Consider the following 16,857-nt stretch of genomic DNA (forward strand, 5'->3'; position numbering starts at 1 on the left):
TCGTAACCCGGTTCCCGGACTACGTAAACTGTCCGTCGTGACCGACACCACGAACCAGCGCCCCGCGAGTACGCCCGCCGGGGACGAAGCAGCCACCCTCCCGACGACCTACGCTCCGGCGGACGTAGAGGGCGAGCTGTACGAGCGCTGGGTAGAGCGCGGTTACTTCACCGCCGACGCCAAGAGCGACAAGCCCCCGTACACGATCGTCATCCCCCCGCCGAACGTCACCGGTGCGCTGCACCTGGGCCACGCGTTCCAGCACACGCTGATGGACACGCTGACCCGGCGCAAGCGCATGCAGGGTTTCGAGGTCCTCTGGCTGCCCGGCATGGACCACGCCGGCATCGCCACCCAGAACAAGGTGGAGCAGCAGCTCGCCGAGTCCGGCCTCTCCCGGCACGACCTGGGCCGCGAGGCCTTCGTCGAGAAGGTCTGGGAGTGGAAGGAGAACTACGGCGGCCGGATCCTCGGCCAGATGCGCCGTCTCGGTGACGGCGTGGACTGGTCGCGCGAGCGGTTCACCATGGACGAGGGTCTGTCGCAGGCCGTCCAGACCATCTTCAAGCGGCTGTTCGACGACGGCCTGATCTACCGCGCCGAGCGCATCATCAACTGGTGCCCGCGCTGTCTCACCGCGCTCTCCGACATCGAGGTCGAGCACGAGGAGGTCCCCGGCGAGCTGGTCTCGATCCGCTACGGGGACGGCGCGGACTCGATCGTCGTCGCCACCACGCGGGCCGAGACGATGCTGGGTGACACCGCCGTCGCGGTCCACCCGGAGGACGAGCGGTACAGGCACCTGGTGGGCCGCACCATCAAGCTGCCGCTCACCGACCGGGAGATCCCGGTCGTCGCCGACGAGCACGTCGACCCGGAGTTCGGCACCGGTGCGGTCAAGGTGACCCCGGCGCACGACCCGAACGACTTCGCCATCGGCCAGCGCCACGACCTGCCGAACCTGAGCATCATGGACGAGCGCGGCGCGATCACCGTGCACGGCCCCTTCCTCGGTCTGGACCGTCTGGAGGCCCGCTCGGCGGTCGTCGGCGCGCTGCGCGAGCAGGGCCGGATCGTCGCCGAGAAGCGCCCGTACATGCACGCCGTCGGCCACTGCTCGCGCTGCCACACCGTGGTCGAGCCGCGGCTGTCGCTGCAGTGGTGGGTCAAGGTCGCCCCGCTGGCCCAGGCCGCCGGCGACGCGGTCCGTGACGGCAAGGTGGAGATCCACCCGAAGGAGCTGGAGCGCCGCTACTTCGACTGGGTCGACAACATGTACGACTGGTGCATCTCGCGCCAGCTCTGGTGGGGCCACCGGATCCCGGTCTGGTACGGCCCGGACGGCGAGGTCGTCTGCGTCGGACCGGACGAGGAGCCGCCGACCGGCGAGGGCTGGCACCAGGACCCGGACGTCCTGGACACCTGGTTCTCCTCCGGTCTCTGGCCGTTCTCGACGCTCGGCTGGCCGGAGCAGACCCCGGACCTGGAGAAGTTCTACTCCACCGACGTCCTGGTCACCGGCCACGACATCATCTTCTTCTGGGTCGCCCGGATGATGATGTTCGGCCTGTACGCGATGGACGGCCAGGCGCCGTTCAAGACGGTCGCCCTGACCGGCCTGGTCCGTGACGAGTTCGGCAAGAAGATGTCGAAGTCCTCCGGCACCGCCGTCGACCCGCTGGACTGGATGGACGCCTACGGCGCCGATGCCGTCCGCTTCACCCTCGCGCGCGGCGCCAACCCGGGCGCCGACGTGCCGATCGGCGAGGACTGGGTCAAGGGCTCGCGGAACTTCTGCAACAAGATCTGGAACGCGACCCGCTTCGCGCTGATGAACGGCGCCACCGTCGAGGGCCCGCTGCCCGCGCCGGAGGAGCTGACCTCGGTCGACCGCTGGATCCTCTCGCGGCTCAACGCGACCGTGGCCGAGGTCGACGCGCTCTACGACGACTACGAGTTCGCGAAGGCCTCGGACGCGCTCTACCACTTCGCCTGGGACGAGGTCTTCGACTGGTACGTCGAGCTCTCGAAGACCACCCTGGCCAAGGGCGGCGCGCAGGCCGACGCCTCGCGCCGGGTGCTCGGCGAGGTCCTGGACGTCACGCTGCGGCTGCTCCACCCGATCGTCCCGTTCGTCACCGAGGCGCTCTGGACGACGCTCACCGGGGCCGAGTCGCTGGTCGTCACCGAGTGGCCGAAGGACGCCGGTTTCCGTGACGCCGGGGCCGAGGCCGAGGTCGCCACGCTCCAGCAGGTGGTCACCGAGGTCCGTCGCTTCCGTTCGGACCAGGGCCTCCAGCCGGCGCAGCGGGTCCCGGCCCGGCTGGACCTGGAGGGCACCGTGCTCGCCGTCCACGAGGACGCGATCCGGGCGCTGCTGCGGCTGACCGTCCCGGAGGAGGGCTTCGCGGCCACCGCCTCGCTCCCGGTCGCCGGCGCCACCGTGGCGCTCGACCTGTCCGGCACCATCGACGTCGCGGCGGAGCGCAAGCGCCTCGCCAAGGACCTCGCGGCCGCCGAGAAGGAGAAGGCCCAGACGGGCGCCAAGCTCGGCAACGAGGCGTTCCTCGCCAAGGCGCCGGACGACGTCGTCGCCAAGATCCGGGTCCGGCAGGAGGCCGCCGGGGCCGACATCGCCCGGATCACCGCCCAGCTCGCGGCGCTGCCGCAGGGCTGATCCGGACGCGGATCCCGAGGAGCCGTGCCCCGCCGACGCGGGGTGCGGCTCCTCCGTTTTTCCGGACGTCGGGTAATCGTGCGTCCCAATAGCCCAATCCCCTTGCTCCCTTCCGGCGAATATTCATCCTGGACCGGGTGAGGTCCCTTTCCGCCCGAATTCATTCCGCTCTTGCCCGCGCGCGTTCGCGGAAGTTGGCAGGTGGGATGTGTACGGTGTGCTTCGAGTTCCGCAGAGCCGAGGAGCGACGGGAGGGTGTGGCGTGGTGGTGACCGAGGAGTTGGTCGACGAACTGCCTGCCGAGGTGGTCGAGGAGGCCAAGGCGAGGGCGGCGGTGCTGCTCCTCGCGTTCCGGCACGGGAACCAGCTCGCGTTCGACCACGCGCTGGACCGGCTGTTCGAGCAGCAGGCCGAGCGCGAGGTGACCACCCTGCTCGCCTGGATCGCCGCCGAGGCCGTCCGCAAGGCCTACGCGCCCGAGGTCGGTGACCGGGTGCTGCGCGCGATGGCCCGGCGGGCGCCGCGGGACACCGGCGCGGTGGAGGTCGACGAGGAGAGCGTGGACGCGGCCCGGCTGATCGAGGCGGTCGCGGCCGGTGAGGTGGCCGAGGTCCGCGGCCTGGTCGCGGCGACCCCGGACACCACGTTCCTGCTCGGCGGCCTGCTCCAGGGCGTCGCGATGATGCTGCCGCTGCTGCCGGAGGGCGAGCTGGCCGAGATCACCGCCGAGCTGCGGCGCCGGCACGGCGGCGCCGAGATCCCGGAGGCCCGGGCCGGGGGCTGAACCCCGGCCCGGGCCCGCCGGACGGGGCAGGTTACGGCATCGCGTGCAGGTGCGAGCCGACGGTGGAGGCGATTCCGCCGCCCGCCTTGGCGTCCCAGTTGGTCGACCAGGTCATGGCCCCGCCGATCCCGGGCCACTTGGTGTCGGGCTTGAAGGTGCCGCAGCCGGTGCCGGCGGCCAGGCAGTCCAGCGCGTTGTTGACCACGCTCGGGCTGACGTACCCGCCGCCGGCCGCGCTGGTGGACGCGGGGACGCCGAGCCCCACCTGGTCGGGCCGCAGCCCGCCCTTGAGCTGGATGCAGGCCAGTGCGGTGAGGAAGTTGACGCTCCCCTGCGAGTAGACCTGGCCGTCGCAGCCGAGCATGGCGCCGGAGTTGTAGTACTGCATGTTGACGATGGTGAGGATGTCCTTCACGTTCAGCGCCAGCTTGAAGTACTCCATCCCGGTCGACTGCATGTCGATGGTCTGCGGCGCCATGGTGAGCACGAAGCCCTTGCCGGCCTTCGCCGCCAGGCTGTGCAGGGCCTGGCCCATGTAGGTGGCGCTGACGCCGTTCTCCAGGTCGATGTCGACGCCGTCGAAGCCGTAGGTCTGCATCAGCGACCAGGCGGTGTTGGAGAAGTTGGTCGCGGACGCGGCGCTGTTGACCGAGACCGTGCCCTTCTCGCCGCCGACCGAGAGGATCACCTTCTTGCCGGCCGCCTTCTTGGCCGCGATGTCGGCCTTGAACTGGGCCTCGGTGTAGCCCCCGAGCCTGGAGGAGAGGACCGGGTCCAGGGTGAAGCTGAGCCCGCCGGGCGTGCTGGTGGCGTCGGCGAAGGAGACCGCGATGATGTCGTACGCGGCCGGGACGTCACTGATCCGCTGCACGGTGGCGTTGTTGTCGAAGTTCTGCCAGTAGCCGGTCAGCAGGTGCTTGGGCCCGGGCCGGGTGGGTGTGACGGTGGGCGTCGGCGTCTCGGTCGGTGTCGGCGAGTCGGTCGGCGTCGGGGTCGGGCTCGCGGTGGTGGGGGTGGGAGTGGGCTTGGGGTCGCCGGGGCCGAGCAGTGAGACGTCGTCGGCCAGGAACGCCGGCTGCCCGTACCAGCCGTGCAGGTAGACGGTGACGCTGGTGGTGCCGGCCCCGGTGGTGAAGGTGGTGCTGAGCTTGGACCAGCCGGTGCCGCCGGGGGTCCAGGTGCTCGGGTCGGTGCCGCCGGTGCCGCGGGCGCCCAGGTAGATGTACGAGCCCTGGACCCAGCTGCTCAGGGTGTACGTCGAGGAGGGCTTCACGGTGACGGTCTGGCTGCACTCGCCGGTGGCGCTGTTGCCCGGGGTGGAGCGCAGTGCGGCCGAGCCGGAGTGCACGGTGGCGGTCTCCGTCGCGCCGGAGGAACAGGTCCAGCCACCGAGGTGGTTGGCGTCCTCGAAGCCGCCGTTGGTGATCAGTTCGGCGGCGTCGGCGGCGGCGTGCGCACCGGTGCCGCCAGCGAGGACCAGTCCGCTCAGGCCCACCGCGATCGCGCTGGCGCCGGCGAGCAGGGAATACACGGCGCGTGGGCGCCGGTGTCGGGCAAGTGGCATGACTCCATCTCCTGTGGGGGAGGCCGTCGGCTCCTGTGGGGGAGAGCCGTCCGGGTGTCGATGGTGCGCGTGTGGGAGCTACCGACAACTCAAGTCCCTGTCGGGGAAGGAGACTTGCCTCACAAGGTGGAGTAGACCAATCCGCCTGTCAAGAGGACGGTCAGGCGGCGGCCGCGACCTGCGGCGATGCCAGCCGCGCGGTCAGCCCGGCGATCCGGGCCGAGGCGAGTCCGTCGCCGTAGGGGCTGGGAGTGGCCGCCAGCCGGGCGAGCCGCTCGGGGGTGTCGGCCAGCCAGGCGCGGGCCGCGTCGCCGAGCTCCTCGTCCGGCCGCACCAGCGCGGCGAAGCCGGCGTCGACCGCCTCCGGCCGTTCGGTGGAGCGGCGGACGACCAGCAGCGGGCGGCCGAGCACGGTGCACTCCTCCTGCACCCCGCCGGAGTCGGAGACCAGCAGCGCGGCGTGCCGGGCCAGCCCCAGGAAGTCGCCGTAGCCGACCGGTCCGGTGACGGCCAGTCGCTCCAGCAGGGCGTCCAGCCCGAACCGCTCGACGGCGGCGCGGGTGCGCGGGTGCATCGGGAACAGCACCGGGGTCCCGGCCCGGGCGATCCGGTCCAGCTCCCCGAGGACGGCGCCGAGCGCCCCGGCGGTGTCGGTGTTCTCCGGCCGGTGCACGGTGGCCAGCACGTACCCGTCCTCCTCGACCCCGTGCCTGGCGAGCAGCGCGGCCCGGGTCCCGGCGTCGGGCAGCTGACGGCGGACCACCTCGACGACGGTGTTGCCGGTGAGGGCGATTCGCTCCTCGGCCAGTGACTCGGCGCGCAGGTTGGCGGCGTTGTCGGTGGTGGCGGCGCAGAGCAGGTCGGAGACGTGGTCGACCATCACCCGGTTGTGCTCCTCGGGCATCGCCCGGTCGAAGCTGCGCAGCCCGGCCTCGACGTGGACCAGCGGGATCTCCCGGGCGTTGGCGGCGAGCGCGCCGGCCAGGGTGGCGTTGGTGTCGCCCTGGACGACGACGGCGGCCGGACGGTCCTCGGCGAAGGCGGCGTCGAGCTGGCCGAGGGACTGGGCGATCTGCCCGGCGCGCGGACGGCCGCCGACCCCGGTGAGCAGTTCGGGGCGGGGCAGGCCGAGGTCGCGCAGGAAGCGGCCGGACATCGCCTCGTCCCAGTGCTGGCCGGTGTGGACCAGCCGGGTCGCCGGCCCGAGCTCGTGGATCAGCGGGGCGAGCTTGACCAGCTCGGGGCGGGTGCCGAGGACGACGGCGACGCTGCCGGGGGCGAGCGGGCGGGCGGCGGGATTCGGCGGGAGGCACGAGGACATGACGGGAACTCCGGGGTCGGGCCGGGCGGGCGGTCGGGCCGGGCGAGCGGTCGGGTCGGCGGCCGGGGTCAGGATTCGAGGGCGGTGGGCGCGCCGAGCGCGACCTTCTCGGCGTTGCGCCTGGTCTTGGCCCAGCCGTTGCGGCCGAGCAGCACCCGGACGGCGGCCCGGGCCGCGACCGCGAACAGGTGGTAGGCGTAGAGCCAGACCAGGACGCCCCAGAGCAGACCGGTGAGCCGGCTGCGGTCGGGGTGGACGAGCCGGCGGTAGGCGAAGCCCCAGAAGAGCATCGGCAGGGTGGCCAGTACGAAGGCGAGCACCATCCAGGGGCCGAAGCGGAGCTGGAACTCGGCGGTCTCCTCGGGGAAGAGCACGAGGCCCGCCGTGGTGATCGCGATCGACACCGGGGTGAGCACGACCAGCAGCACGCAGACCACGGGCTGGAGGAAGGTGTAGAGCACCTCGGCCTTGCCGGCGGGCCGGTAGTGCGGGGAGCGCAGGACCCGGCCGGTGTAGCGCAGGCACTGCATGTTGCCCTGGGCCCAGCGGGTGCGCTGGGTGAGGAAGCGCCGGTAGGAGACCAGGGCCTCCTGGGAGACGGCGGCCTCGGTGACGTGGGTGAGCCGCCAGCCGGCCAGCCGCAGGTCCAGGCCGGACTCGTAGTCCTCCAGCAGGGCGCGCTCCGGCCACGGCCGGCCCGCGCGGCCCTCCTCGGCGGTCAGCGTGTCGAGGGCGGTGAGCCGGACGAACTGGCCGTTGCCGCCGAGGCCGACGCTTCCGGTGCGGCGGCGCAGCATCTGCATACCGGCGTTGTTGGCCTGGAACTCGACGTCCTGCATCCGGACCAGGGCGCGGGCGAACGCGTTGGCGAGCCGGCCGCGGCCGGGCAGCGGCAGCTCGTCGTCGGCGTTGCGCATCCGGACGCCGATCTGCACGGCGCCGGTGTCGGGGCGGCCGAGTGCGCGGTCGTTGCAGACCTGTTCGAGGGTGCCGTGGTCGAGCTGCCCGTCGGCGTCGACCACGCCGAGCACGACCCGGGAGCGGTCGGTGCCGGCCGGCAGGCGGTCGGAGATCTCCCGGTAGGCGGCGTTGAGGGCGGCGCCCTTGCCGATCCGGGCGTGCGGGCGGCGGCGCTGGACGAGGTGGATCCGGTCGTCGTGCGCGGCGGCGGCCAGCACCAGCTCGCGGGTGGCGTCCTCGCTGTCGTCGTCGATCACCCAGAGGTGGGCGGCCGGGGCGACGGCCCGCAGGCCGGCGAGGGTCTGGGCGATCACGGCCTCCTCGTCGCGGCACGGGACCATCAGGTGCCACTGGAAGGCGGAGGGGTCGCCGGGCTCGGCGGCGGAGTTGTGCCGGAAGGCGTGCCGGGAGCCGGCCCAGTAGAGGAGGAAGCGCCCGAAGACGAGGGCCATGTAGACCAGCAGGGCCAGCGAGATCAGTCCGGCGATCCAGACGATGCTGTCCCGGCGGAGCTCGACAAAACTGCGCAGGGTGTCGGGCAAGGCGCTGTGCTCCTCGTGATCAAAGGCGATATGTCTCCTTGACGCGCGAATCGCTGCTCCATTGCGGCCTGATGTCGCTAAATCGATAGTAAACGCGGGAAACGGCCAACCCGGGGCAAAGTGGTCGTTCTCACCCCGTCGGGAGCGCCCGGCGCAGCTCCGTAGACTGTGGACGTGAGCGACAAGGCCGACCCGAACCCGTACACCCTCCGTCCCGCCGACGGCGCCGCCGGCGACGCCCTGCACGACGTCGAGGTGGAACTCTCCGAGCGCTGGCCGGAGAACAAGCTGGAGCCATCGCTCGACCGGATCGAGGCGCTGATGGACATCCTGGGCCAGCCCCAGCGGTCCTTCCCCTCCATCCACATCACCGGCACCAACGGCAAGACCTCCACCGCCCGGATGGTCGAGCAGCTGCTCAACGCCTTCGAGCTGCGCACCGGCCGCTACACCAGCCCGCACGTGGAGAGCGTCACCGAGCGGATCACCCTGGACGGCGCCCCGATCACCCCCGAGCGGTTCGTCGAGGTCTACCGCGACATCGAGCCCTACGTGCGGATGGTCGACGAGCGCCAGCCGGTCGCGATGTCCTTCTTCGAGGTGCTGACCGGCATGGCCTACGCCGCCTTCGCCGACGCACCGGTGGACGTCGGCATCGTCGAGGTCGGCATGGGCGGCTCCTGGGACGCCACCAACGTCATCGACGCCGCCGTCGCGGTGATCACCCCGATCGGCCTGGACCACACCGACAAGCTGGGCGGGACCACCGGCGAGATCGCGGTGGAGAAGTCCGGGATCATCAAGCCCGACGCCATCGCGATCGTCGCCCACCAGCAGCTCGACGCCGCCGAGACCATCCTGCGGCGCGCCGTCGAGGTCGACGCCACGGTGGCCCGCGAGGGCATGGAGTTCGGCGTGATCCGCCGTGAGGTCGCGGTCGGCGGCCAGCTCGTCACCCTGCGCGGCCTCGGCGGCGAGGAGTACGAGGACGTCTTCCTCCCGCTGCACGGCGGCCACCAGGCGCAGAACGCGGCGCTGGCCCTGGCGACGGTCGAGGCCTTCTTCGGCGTCGGCGGTGCCCGCGGCGGGAAGCTGGACGTGGACAAGGTGCGGCAGGCGTTCTCCGGCGTCGACTCGCCGGGCCGCCTGGAGATCGTCCGCCGCAGCCCGACGATCCTCCTGGACGCCGCGCACAACCCGCACGGCGCCCAGGCGGCGGTCACCGCGATCGGCGAGTCCTTCGGATTCACCCGGCTGGTCGGCGTGATCGGCACCAGCGGCGACAAGGACGTGGCCGGTCTGCTGGAGGTCTTCGAGCCGCTCCTGGCCGAGGTCGTCATCACCCGGAACTCCACCCACCGCGCGATGGACGTGGACGCGCTGGCCGCGCTCGCGGTCGACATCTTCGGCGAGGACCGCGTCCAGGTCGAGCCCCGGCTCGACGACGCCATCGCCGCCGCCGTCACCCTCGCCGAGGAGGAGGGCGACCTCGGCGGCGCCGGGGTGCTGGTCACCGGTTCGGTCATCACGGTGGGCGAGGCCCGCCTGCTGCTCGGGAGGAAGTGACGATGAGGACGCTCTGTTCCTCGACGCTGATCGGCGAGGCACTGCTGATCATGTTCGCCGGTCTGGTGGCGATGCAGCTCTCGGACGTCCCCGCGGGCACCGTCTGGACCGTCAGCGGCATCGCGATGGCCCTCTGCGTGCTGCTCTGCGGCATGATCAACAGGCCCGGCGCGGTCGCCGTCGGCTGGGCGCTCCAGGTCGGGCTCATCGCGAGCGGCTTCGTCCTGCCGACCATGTTCGGCCTCGGCCTCGTCTTCGCCGGCCTCTGGTGGTGCTCGGTGCACTACGGCCGGAAGATCGACGAGATCAAGGCCGCCCGGACCGCCGCCGCCGAACCGGCGCCGGCGGCCTAGACCGGACCTCCGACGGGCGGCCGGGCATTCGCTCACGCAAGGTAACCTCTGCGGTAGTCGCACTCCGCACGTCGAACGGCGTGCGATCCGTACCGATTTCCCCAGGAGACGCACCGTGTCCCAGCGCACTCTCGTCCTGCTCAAGCCCGACGCCGTCAAGCGAGGCCTGACCGGCGAGATCATCAGCCGCATCGAGCGCAAGGCCGGCTGGCGCCTCGCCGCCGTCGAGCTGCGCACGTTCGACCGGGCGACGCTGGAGCAGCACTACGCGGAGCACGTCGGCCGCCCGTTCTACGAGCCGCTCCTGGAGTTCATGACCTCCGGCCCGTCCCTCGCCCTGATCGTCGAGGGCGAGGAGGTCGTCGCCGGCATCCGCATGCTGGCCGGCGCCACCAACCCGCTGGAGGCCGGGGCCGGCACCATCCGGGGCGACTACGCGACCATCACCCGCGAGAACCTGATCCACGCCTCCGACTCGTCCGAGTCCGCGGAGCGCGAGATCAAGATCTTCTTCCCGGCCCACGCCTGATCCGGACGGGCGCCAGGGACCTTCGGGTGCCCCGGTCGGGACCATTGGCCCGGCCGGGGCATTCTTATCGGGAAATAGGGAACCAGGGGGGCCGACACGGCGTCCCAATGCCCGGAGAAGCGATCACGCTCCGGACAATGGACGGTACGCCCCACGTCGACGTCCGTGCCGGCCGGCGTGACTACGATGGACGCGACTCAAGGGCCCGGTAAGGCAGCTCAGCTGGTCTCCGCCCAAGCGTGGGCGCGCGCATTCCGTCCACCTCCATGACACCGAGCCCGGGAAGGCACCCACACCCCATGGCGAGCAACCTGTCGTTCATCGGCCGCGACTTGGCGATCGACCTCGGAACTGCCAACACGCTGGTGTACGTCAGGGGCAAGGGGATCGTCCTCAACGAGCCGTCGGTGGTAGCGGTCAACACCAACACCGGGGGAATCCTGGCCGTCGGTTCCGAGGCCAAGAAGATGATCGGACGCACCCCGGGCAACATCGTGGCCATCCGCCCGCTCAAGGACGGCGTGATCGCCGACTTCGAGATCACCGAGCGGATGCTCCGCTACTTCATCCTCAAGATCCACCGCCGCCGCTTCCTCGCCCGCCCCCGCGTCGTCGTGTGCGTGCCCTCCGGCATCACCGGGGTCGAGCGCCGCGCCGTCATCGAGGCCTCCCTGCAGGCCGGCTGCCGCCAGGTGCACATCATCGAGGAACCGATGGCCGCCGCGATCGGCGCCGGTCTCCCGGTCCACGAGCCCACCGGCAACATGGTCGTCGACATCGGCGGCGGCACGACCGAGGTCGCCGTCATCTCGCTCGGCGGCATCGTCACCGCGCAGTCCATCCGGGTGGCCGGCGACGAGCTGGACAACGCCATCGTCCAGCACATCAAGAAGGAGTACTCGCTGCTCCTGGGCGAGCGCAGCGCCGAGCAGATCAAGATGAGCATCGGCTCCGCCTTCGGCCTGGAGGGCGAGAAGGACGAGCACGCCGAGATCCGCGGCCGCGACCTGGTCAGCGGCCTGCCCAAGACCGTCGTCATCTCCGCCGCCGAGGTCCGCGAGGCCATCGACGAGCCGGTCAACTCGATCATCGACGCGGTGAAGACCACCCTCGACCAGTGCCCGCCCGAGCTGGCCGGCGACGTCATGGACCGGGGCATCGTGCTCACCGGCGGCGGCGCCCTGCTCCGCGGCCTGGACGAGCGGCTGCGCCGGGAGACCGGCATGCCGATCCACATCGCCGAGAACCCGCTGGACTCCGTCGCGCTCGGATCCGGCAAGTGCGTCGAGGAGTTCGAGGCACTCCAGCAGGTGCTCGACGCCGCACCGCGCCGCTAACAGAACCGAAACGTCCGAACTGAGCGGGTCCCCGCCCGGGTCCACAGCCCGGGCGGAGGGGCCAGGTACGAAGGGGCAGCACCAGCACCGTGAGGGACACACGAGAGAGCCGGCTGCTGCTCATCCTGCTGGTGGCCGTCGCCTTCGCGTTGATCACCGTCGACATCAAGGGCGGTGAGAGCTCCCCGCTCGGCGGGGCCCGGCGAGCCGCGGCCTCCGTCCTCGGACCCGTCGAACGGGGCGCCGCCACCGCCGTCGACCCGGTCGCCGACACCGTCCGGGCCTTCCGCGACGCCGCGGCCCACAGCGGCCGCACCGACCAGCTCGCCCGCGAGAACACCGAACTGCGGCAGAAGCTGGCCTCCTCCGACATGGCCGGCGGGCGCACCCAGCAGCTCGACGACCTGCTGCGCACGGCCGGCGCCGGCGGATACACCGTCAAGGCCGCCCAGACCATCGCGATCGGCCCGGCCCAGGGCTTCTCCTGGACCATCACCATCGACGCCGGCAGCGACGACGGGCTCACCCGGGACATGACCGTGGTCAACGGGCAGGGCCTGGTCGGCCGGATCACCACCGTCGCCCCGACCACCGCCACCGTGCTGCTCGCCTCCGACCCCGGCTTCTCCGCCGGCACCCGGCTGGAGGGCACCGGCGAGATCGGCTTCGCCTCCGGCGGCGGCAGCAGCGCCATGAAGGTCTCGCTGCTCAACGGCAAGGCCCAGGTGAAGGAGGGCGACCGGCTGGTCACCTTCGGCTCGCAGAGCGGCCGCCCGTTCGTGCCCGGCGTCCCGGTCGGCAAGGTGGTCCAGGTCGAGGCCAACCCCGGTCAGCTCACCAAGACCGTCCTGGTCGAGCCGTTCGTCCAGTTCACCCGGCTCGACCTGGTCGGCGTCGTCGTCGTCCCGCCGCGCACCGACCCGCGGGACGCCGTCCTGCCGCCCGCCCCCGCGGCGGCCGGTCAGGGCCAGGCCCCGGCGGCGCCCGCCGCCCCCGCGGCCCAGGCCGCCGTCCCGCCCGCCAAGCCCAATGGGGGGAACTGAGCCATGCGCCTCGCCCGCATCCCCGTCTCCGCCGCCCTGATCCTGCTCGGCCTGATCCTCCAGGTCAGCGTCTTCGGCCGGCTGCAACTCCCGGGGGCCACCCCGGACATACTGCTGCTCGTCGTGGTCGGCCTGGCCATGGTCTACGGGCCGACCGGCGGCTGCCTGGTCGGCTTCGCGGCCGGCCTGCTCGCCGACGTCGCACCGCCCTCCGACCACGCCATCGGCCGGTACGCGCTGGTGCTCTGCCTGATGGGCTACGCCGCCGGGCTGCTCCGCCCCGAGCACGGCCGCCAGCGCTCGGTCTCCAGCGCGCTGCTCGTGGTCTCCGTCGCCGCGATCGCCTCCACCCTGCTGTACGCGATGGTCGGCGCCCTGGTCGGCGACACGGCCGCCCGGCACGTCGGGCTCGGCTCGCTGGTGCTGACCGCGATGCTCTACGACCTGCTGCTGGCCCCGTTCGTGGTGCCCGTCGTGATGGTGCTCGGCCGCCGCTTCGGCAAGGACCCGGTGGCCGCCGCGGGCCCCGGCGACGACGAGGGCGGCCCGGGTCTGGGCACCCTGGCCCGCTACCGCACCACCCGCGACGCCGCGTCCCGCCCGATGTACAAGAAGAAGCGCCTGCTCGGCGCGGGCAAGCGCCCGTAGTCCGGCCCCGGCCCCCGATCCGACCAGACCGCCCTCGCGATTTCCTGGAGCGCACGAGACGTGAGCAACATCCCCGAGACCGGCCGAACCCGGCGGGTGACGATCCGTCTGGTGGTGCTGCAGATCCTGGTGCTGTCGCTGCTCGCCACCCTCGGCGGACGGCTCTGGTACCTCCAGATCCGCAACGCCAAGGAGTACACGGCCAAGGCGACCGGCAACCACATCCGCGAGGTCGTCGAACCGGCCGTCCGCGGTGAGATCCTGGACGCCTCCGGCCGCATCCTCGCGGGCAACGAGACCAAGCTGGTGGTCTCCGTCAGCCGCACCTCGCTGCTCCAGCAGAAGGACGGCGGCAAGGCGGTGCTGACCCGGCTCGCCGAGGTGCTCGGGATGCCGGCCAAGGACGTCCAGGAGAAGGCCCGGCTCTGTGACGCCAAGACCCCGCAGCCCTGCTGGAACGGATCGCCCTACCAGCCGATCCCGGTCACCAAGGAGGCGACCACCCAGCAGGCGATGCAGATAATGGAACGCCGCGAGGACTTCCCCGGGGTCACCGCGCAGCCCACCGCCGTACGCCACTACACCGGCGTCGAGGGCGCCAACATGGCCCAGGTGCTCGGGTACCTCTCGCCGGTCACCGACGAGGAGGTCTCCAAGACCGCCGACAAGGCCGGGCTGGACCGCTACCTCCCGGCCGACCAGATCGGCCGGGCCGGGCTGGAGTCGGTGTACGACCGCGACCTGCGCGGCACCGCCGGCATCACCAAGCTGGAGGTCGACAACCTCGGCCGGGTGATCGGCACCGCGGACAAGGCGCCGCCGCGCACCGGCGACAACCTGGTGACCAGCATCGACGCCAGGGTGCAGAAGGTCGTCGAGGACAACCTGGCGCAGGCGATGGCGGACGCCCGCAAGACCTGGGACAAGAACACCAAGCGCAACTACGAAGCGGACTCCGGCGCCGCGGTCGTGATGGACGTCAAGACCGGCCGGATCGTCGCGATGGCCAGTGCCCCGAGCTACGACCCGAACATCTGGCAGGGCGGCATCTCCGGCAAGGACTACCAGGGGCTGACCAACAAGGACTCCAACTACCCGCTGCTGAACCGGGCCATACAGGGTCAGTCCGCCCCCGGCTCCACCTTCAAGGTGGTCTCCACGGCCGCCGCCGCCCAGGCCGGCTACGCGCTCAACGGCAACTACGCCTGCCCGAGCAGCATGACCATCGGCGGCCGCGAGTTCAAGAACTTCGAGAGTCAGGGCCACGGCTCGATCACGCTGGCCCAGGCGCTGGAGGTCTCCTGCGACACCGTCTTCTACGGCCTCGCCTACGACCAGTGGCTGGCCGACGGCGGCATCAAGCCGAAGAAGGAGACCGGGGACTGGTTCTACAAGACCGCCCACCAGTTCGGCCTCGGCGCCAAGACCGGCATCGACCTGCCCTCCGAGGCGACCGGCCGGGTGCCGGACCGGCAGTGGAAGCAGTCCTTCTACGACAACAACAAGGACGCCTGGTGCAAGCAGGCCGAGAAGGGCGGCAAGGAGTACTCCGACCTGATCGCCAAGGAGAACTGCGCCGACGGCTACGTGCTGCGTGCCGGTGACGCCGTCAACTACGCGATCGGGCAGGGCGACACCCTCGTCACCCCGCTGCAGATGGCGCGGATCTACTCGGCGCTGGCCAACGGCGGCACGCTGTGGCGGCCGACCGTCGCCAAGGCCGTGATAAGCCCGAGCGGCGAGCTGGTCCGCGAGATCGCCCCGCACGAGGACGGCAAGCTGCCGACCGACGCGAAGACGCTGCAGTACATCGACGACGCCACCAAGGGCGTCGTCTCGACCGGTACCGCCGCGTGGAAGTTCACCGGCGCAGGCTGGCCGCAGGGGAAGATCGAGCTGCACGCCAAGACCGGCACCGCCGAGGTCGAGGGCAAGCAGACCACCTCGTACCTGACCACCTACAGTCGCGACTACGCGGTCGTGATGACGATAAGCCAGGGTGGCACCGGCTCCGGCGGTTCCGGTGACGCGGTCCGCCGCATCTACCAGGCGCTCTACGGCGTCGACGACAAGGGCGGCGTCGACAACGGCAAGGCCCTGCTGGCCACGCCGCAGGCCGAGCTGCCGAAGTTCAACGCGGACGGCACCGCGATCATCAAGCCGGCGTCGTTCGGCGGGGACCCCGCCGGCGCGTTCGGCGACCCGGGCGTCACCGGCGGCTCGCCGCGGGTCTTCCTGGACCCGGCGCAGCCCTCCGGGACGGTCGTCGTACCGGTCGCGGCGGTCGCGGCCGTCGAACCCACCCGCTCCAACGGAAGGGGCCGGGCATGAGCTCCTACGGCTCGTACCGTCAGCTGCGGCTCGCCCCGCAGCGCCGCGGGGTCCCCAGGACACTCGCCAAGGACTCCCCGATCTGGCGGATCGACTGGATACTGCTGCTGGCCGCGGTGGTCCTCTCGCTCGGCAGCTCGCTGCTGGTCTGGTCGGCCACCCGCGGGCGGGACTCGCTCACCCACGGGGACCCGCAGTACTTCCTGTACCGGCACCTGACCAACGTCATGATCGGCGCCGTGCTGTGCGCGGTGGTGATAGCGATAGGGAGCCGGCGGTTCCGGACGGTGGTGCCGTTCCTGTACGTCGGCGTCATCGTGCTGCTGCTGGCCACGCTGAGCCCGCTCGGCTCGACCATCAACGGCCAGCACTCCTGGATCCAGCTGGGCGGCGGTTTCTCGGTGCAGCCGGCCGAGTTCGCCAAACTGGCGATCGTGCTGGTGATGGCGGTCGTGCTGTCCGAGCAGGTGGACGCGGGGGAGCGGGAGTTCCCGGCGAACCGGGCGGTCTTCCGCGGGCTGGTCTGGGCGACGCTGCCGATGGCGATAGTGATGCTGATGCCGGACGCCGGCTCGGTGATGGTGATGGCCGTCATCGTGCTCGGCATCCTGCTCGCCTCGGGCGCGGCCAACCGCTGGGTGTTCGGGCTGATCCTGACCGGGGTCGGCGGCTGTGTGGCGATCTGGAAGCTCGGCGTGCTGAGCAAGTACCAGATCGACCGGTTCGCGGCCTTCGCCAACCCGGCGCTCGACCCCTCCGGCGTCGGGTACAACACGGCCCAGGCCCGGATCGCGATCGGCTCGGGCGGGCTGACCGGCAAGGGGCTGTTCCACGGGACGCAGACCACCGGGCAGTTCGTGCCGGAGCAGCAGACCGACTTCGTCTTCACGGTGGCCGGCGAGGAGCTGGGCTTCCTCGGGGCGATGGCGATCATCGTGCTGCTCGGCGTGGTGCTCTGGCGGGCCTGCCGGATCGCCCGGCACGCCACCGACCTGTACGGCACCATCGTGGCGGCCGGGGTGGTCGCCTGGTTCGCCTTCCAGGGGTTCGAGAACATAGGGATGTGCCTGGGCATCATGCCGGTGGCCGGCATCCCGCTGCCGTTCGTGTCCTACGGAGGGTCGTCGATGTTCTCGACCTGGGTGGCGATCGGACTGTTGCAGGCGGTGCAGAGCCAGCGGCCGATAGCGGCCTGACCGGCG

The 16,857-nt window shown here is 71.5% G+C and carries 13 protein-coding genes; 10 read left to right on the plus strand and 3 right to left on the minus strand.

All coding sequences use genetic code 11. The features are described 5' to 3' along the window. The first annotated feature begins 37 nt into the window (after window positions 1-37). On the plus strand, window positions 38-2,677 hold the full coding sequence (locus PUR56_RS31520; RefSeq protein WP_329951469.1) for a valine--tRNA ligase: 2,640 nt from the start codon (window positions 38-40) through the stop codon (window positions 2,675-2,677). Window positions 2,678-2,939: 262 nt separating this feature from the next. Then, a complete protein-coding gene (locus tag PUR56_RS31525) occupies window positions 2,940-3,461 on the plus strand; it encodes a hypothetical protein (protein ID WP_329951470.1) in 522 nt (173 codons plus the stop codon). Window positions 3,462-3,492: 31 nt separating this feature from the next. Here PUR56_RS31525 and PUR56_RS31530 read toward each other — a convergent pair whose 3' ends face one another. From PUR56_RS31530 to PUR56_RS31540, 3 genes are all read right to left on the minus strand, one after another. Continuing rightward, window positions 3,493-5,025, minus strand: coding sequence for a chitinase (locus PUR56_RS31530; RefSeq protein WP_329885126.1), 1,533 nt, complete (start codon window positions 5,023-5,025; stop codon window positions 3,493-3,495). A 160-nt stretch (window positions 5,026-5,185) separates the two neighbouring features. Further along, on the minus strand, window positions 5,186-6,346 hold the full coding sequence (gene wecB / locus PUR56_RS31535) for a non-hydrolyzing UDP-N-acetylglucosamine 2-epimerase (RefSeq protein ID WP_329951471.1): 1,161 nt from the start codon (window positions 6,344-6,346) through the stop codon (window positions 5,186-5,188). Window positions 6,347-6,414: 68 nt separating this feature from the next. Next, on the minus strand, window positions 6,415-7,848 hold the full coding sequence (locus tag PUR56_RS31540; protein ID WP_329951472.1) for a glycosyltransferase family 2 protein: 1,434 nt from the start codon (window positions 7,846-7,848) through the stop codon (window positions 6,415-6,417). Window positions 7,849-8,022: 174 nt separating this feature from the next. On the opposite strand from PUR56_RS31540, the gene folC reads away from it, so the two are divergent. The 8 genes from folC to rodA all read left to right on the plus strand — a co-directional run bounded on the left by folC (window position 8,023) and on the right by rodA (window position 16,851). Continuing rightward, complete coding sequence (folC, locus tag PUR56_RS31545; protein WP_329951473.1) at window positions 8,023-9,414, plus strand: bifunctional tetrahydrofolate synthase/dihydrofolate synthase; 1,392 nt, start codon at window positions 8,023-8,025, stop codon at window positions 9,412-9,414. Between the two features lie 2 nt (window positions 9,415-9,416). After that, entirely contained in the window at window positions 9,417-9,767 is a 351-nt protein-coding gene (locus PUR56_RS31550; RefSeq protein WP_329951474.1) for a DUF4233 domain-containing protein, read from the plus strand. 115 nt (window positions 9,768-9,882) lie between these two features. Next, entirely contained in the window at window positions 9,883-10,296 is a 414-nt protein-coding gene (gene ndk, locus PUR56_RS31555; protein WP_329885131.1) for a nucleoside-diphosphate kinase, read from the plus strand. A gap of 311 nt (window positions 10,297-10,607) precedes the next feature. Then, a complete protein-coding gene (locus PUR56_RS31560; protein WP_327683829.1) occupies window positions 10,608-11,633 on the plus strand; it encodes a rod shape-determining protein in 1,026 nt (341 codons plus the stop codon). Between the two features lie 89 nt (window positions 11,634-11,722). After that, window positions 11,723-12,676, plus strand: a complete 954-nt coding sequence (gene mreC, locus PUR56_RS31565; RefSeq protein ID WP_329885132.1) for a rod shape-determining protein MreC — start codon at window positions 11,723-11,725, stop codon at window positions 12,674-12,676. A gap of 3 nt (window positions 12,677-12,679) precedes the next feature. Then, window positions 12,680-13,324, plus strand: a complete 645-nt coding sequence (gene mreD / locus PUR56_RS31570) for a rod shape-determining protein MreD (protein WP_329885133.1) — start codon at window positions 12,680-12,682, stop codon at window positions 13,322-13,324. 60 nt (window positions 13,325-13,384) lie between these two features. Further along, on the plus strand, window positions 13,385-15,655 hold the full coding sequence (mrdA, locus tag PUR56_RS31575; RefSeq protein ID WP_329951475.1) for a penicillin-binding protein 2: 2,271 nt from the start codon (window positions 13,385-13,387) through the stop codon (window positions 15,653-15,655). Next, window positions 15,652-16,851, plus strand: coding sequence for a rod shape-determining protein RodA (rodA, locus tag PUR56_RS31580; protein WP_329885135.1), 1,200 nt, complete (start codon window positions 15,652-15,654; stop codon window positions 16,849-16,851). The genes mrdA and rodA overlap by 4 nt, the downstream gene beginning before the upstream one ends. Window positions 16,852-16,857: the final 6 nt, after the last annotated feature.

The sequence above is a fragment of the Streptomyces sp. BE303 genome, from assembly GCF_036290945.1.
In the GTDB taxonomy this organism is placed as follows: Bacteria; Actinomycetota; Actinomycetes; order Streptomycetales; family Streptomycetaceae; genus Kitasatospora.